The organism is Curvivirga aplysinae (assembly GCF_009711445.1).
Taxonomy (GTDB): Bacteria; Pseudomonadota; Alphaproteobacteria; order UBA8366; family Aestuariispiraceae; genus Curvivirga; species Curvivirga aplysinae.
In genome coordinates this window covers 1-3039 of the sequence record NZ_SMMC01000039.1, presented here as the reverse complement: position 1 = coordinate 3039, position 3039 = coordinate 1, and the positions used below count along the sequence as shown (strand labels likewise).

At 41.2% G+C, this 3039-nt stretch carries 3 protein-coding genes and 1 tRNA gene; 1 reads left to right on the top strand and 3 read right to left on the bottom strand.

From position 1 onward, the window contains the following. Nucleotides 1-90: 90 nt before the first annotated feature. Nucleotides 91-1542: a TadE/TadG family type IV pilus assembly protein gene (locus E1160_RS00370; RefSeq protein WP_155153010.1), complete on the top strand. Its 1452-nt coding sequence runs from the start codon at nt 91-93 to the stop codon at nt 1540-1542. Nucleotides 1543-1601: 59 nt separating this feature from the next. On the opposite strand, the gene E1160_RS00365 is transcribed toward E1160_RS00370, so the two are convergent. From E1160_RS00365 to E1160_RS00355, 3 genes are all read right to left on the bottom strand, one after another. Further along, nucleotides 1602-2195: a TadE/TadG family type IV pilus assembly protein gene (locus E1160_RS00365; protein ID WP_155153009.1), complete on the bottom strand. Its 594-nt coding sequence runs from the start codon at nt 2193-2195 to the stop codon at nt 1602-1604. Then, nucleotides 2192-2782 (bottom strand): TadE/TadG family type IV pilus assembly protein, encoded by a 591-nt coding sequence (locus E1160_RS00360; RefSeq protein WP_218048612.1) that lies wholly within the window; start codon nt 2780-2782, stop codon nt 2192-2194. Before E1160_RS00360 ends, E1160_RS00365 begins: the two co-directional genes overlap by 4 nt. Before the next feature lie 172 nt (nt 2783-2954). Continuing rightward, nucleotides 2955-3031: transfer RNA gene (locus tag E1160_RS00355), tRNA-Pro, on the bottom strand. Nucleotides 3032-3039: the final 8 nt, after the last annotated feature.

Genomic DNA, 3039 nt, shown 5'->3' with positions numbered 1-3039 from the left:
CCGAAACAAAGATTAGAATAATTAGAAATTCCGTGAGAGAACATATTATGGACCCCTGAAAGATTTGAGGAAAGTTAAGGACCATATATTATGAATAAAATCACCCACTGCTTACTCGTATTATTAAAACGATTTGCGCAAAATCAATCTGGGTCCATCGTTACATTAATTGCATTCGCTATTATACCGATGATTACCGTTGTTGCATTAGGTGTAGATATCTCAAGAGCATATATGGTTAAATCTCGTCTATCTTCAGCGTTAGATGCTGCTTCTCTTGCTGGAGGTCGAGCCTTTTATCTAGATCATCGTGATGATGATATACATATGTTATTTAATGCGAATTACCCTTCAGGCTATATGGATTCAAATCTTAGCACCCTAACAATTGATGTAGATTGGGATGAGGAAACGATCTATTTATATCGCACAGCAACTATCCAAACCACGTTTTTACAGTTGATAGATATTGACGAATTAACTGTTTCGGCCGAAGCAGAGATTCATCGACGTAAAACAGCTTTAGATCTCGTCTTGGCAATTGATATGTCCGGCTCCATGACATATAGCGCATCGGGCGGGGGAACCCGTATAGAAGCCGCACGTGCAGCATCCCATGTCTTGTTGGATACTTTATTTGGCAGCGATGCATCAAAGGAGTATCTAACAGTCGGTCTTGTCCCTTGGAATAGTAAAGTGAATGTGCAAATAGACGGCTCAACATATGATTCAGATTTGAATTATTCAACACCCGTCACAAGTTTCGATAATCCAGTTACCGGCATATCCCAGTCTGAGGTTTATTTTGCAGATAATTCCCCGGTTCCTTTTCTACACGAACCAGATCCAGACTGGCAGGGATGCGTATATGCACGTTATCTGGACGACGGTGACGATAATAATGATGCCGATATTTATGATGGGTTAACAACCTTAACAAATGGCGAATGGCGTGCATGGGAACCAATTGGCCCAGAAGGAGAACCCGTTTCGGGAGGTACATGTACAAGTTCAATTAACGGCAGTGAGTGTATTCCTTGTCTCTCACATGGAATTACACCGCTTCAAAATACAAAATCGGTTATAGAGGACGCCGTGGATGATCTTTTGTATCCAACAGGTGCAACCAATATCGCTGGGGGCCTAGGATGGGCCTGGCGCACGTTAACCCCCCCAACGCCTTTTACCGAAGCGTTAGAAGATCCTGCCGTGGAACGCACACGTGCAATCGTATTACTTACTGACGGTGCACAAGTCGGCGGCAATGGAGATGCATATAAAGGCACGCTTGGAATTGGTAGCAGCGCAAGAGCAAACATGGATGAACGTTTACGTGATCTGGCTACAGAAATAAAATCATCCGGCGTCGTGATTTATACAATTCAATTTGCATATAATAATAGTAGCTTACAAAATCTTATGAAAGATGTCGCAAGTGGCCCTGACAGTCCTTACTATCACTTTGCCCCTGATCGCGATAGCTTGGAAACGATTTTCCTCGAAGTTGCAAACCACGTATCAGAGTTGCGCCTTTCTAAATAAGAATGGCGCAAGTTGTATTATATTTTACAAAACAAAAAATAGGACCAGCGAAATTTCAATCAATTGTCAGTGACTGTATATTGCGCACCATAGCGGGGACGATAAATCGCATTTTTATATAGAACGGTATTTGGCACAAGCTCACTTAAGAAAGTTGCTTCGAAATCATGGGCGACTTCTGCGGTGATAATCCCTTCCCCACTACGCATAATGAAATTATCTGGCAAATTCGCAGTTTCACCAGCTGTGCCATATCGACTGCCAGATGGAGTAGTTGAGGAAGAACCGTAGCTACGCTGCCAAACGACCTCTGGCGCATCATTTCCGGTTTTGATAATTGATGACAAAATAACCGTTGTATTCAAATCTATTTCAAATGGGCGCATCACTTCATCTGTAATTTCGAAAATATCTGCAATTACATCTTCTGATATAGTCTCTTCTCTTGCAGCTAAATCAGCGATGGTTGTGCTGGCGCGCTCCAATTTCTGATTCAATAATACATAGCGGGTAATTTCTACGCCCGATAACAACAACGAGACCATAATCGGCAAAGCTATTGCCATCTCTACAGCCGCCAGCCCAGTTTCATTCTTAATAAAATCAAGACATTTGGGAAATTTTGAGAAGTTGTTGAGCTTGAATTTTTTCATTTGATTAAATCCCACGGCTCATTTCGAACAGCGACAGATGCAGACAATGGTAATTTCCCATCATCATTTCCTAAAAAATTCTTTGCATAACCTGCAATTATCGGCCAATCATAACGTATGCGATACAAAACAACATCACCAGCATCACCCGGTCCTGCATTTCCGACATCCGAATCCCAAATCCCGTTATCATTCTCGTCTGTATATGTCTCACCTAAGTCATATTGGCCATTACCATCCCCATCAATATACGCTTCACCTTCCCCGATTTGACCAAAGCTCTCATAAGTTAAAATATCAATTTGGGCCGTATCCATATCAACAAGTCCGATTGTCTTATCTTCAATAATTTGAATAATGGCTTCTAGTCTTGCATCTGCATCTGCTTCTTGTCCTGTTATTCCATGACGTGAGGCATCACGAAGCGCCCCTTCCATTAAGCTTTGCGTGAACATCACAAGCCCTACTTCTATCGTCCCAAACATCAAAACCAATAAAAATGGAAGAACCAATGCAAATTCAACTGAGAAAACTCCTTTTTCATCAGCTTTAAATTTTTTAAATTTTCCAAGAATATACGAATGCATAAAATAAATTCCTTTATACAGGAAGAATATCATGCGTAAGTTTTTTCGACGAATCTTCGTTTCTGCTTAAAAATACCAACAGAAATACATAAAATTGTATCTTTTAAGATGGGATAAAGAATATAACTTTTGAAACGAAAAAACGGGATATCTAAGAGATATCCCGTTTAATTGGTCGGAGCACAAGGATTCGAACCTTGGACCCCCTGGTCCCAAACCAGGTGCGCTACCAGACTGCGCCATACTCCGGTTGAGTA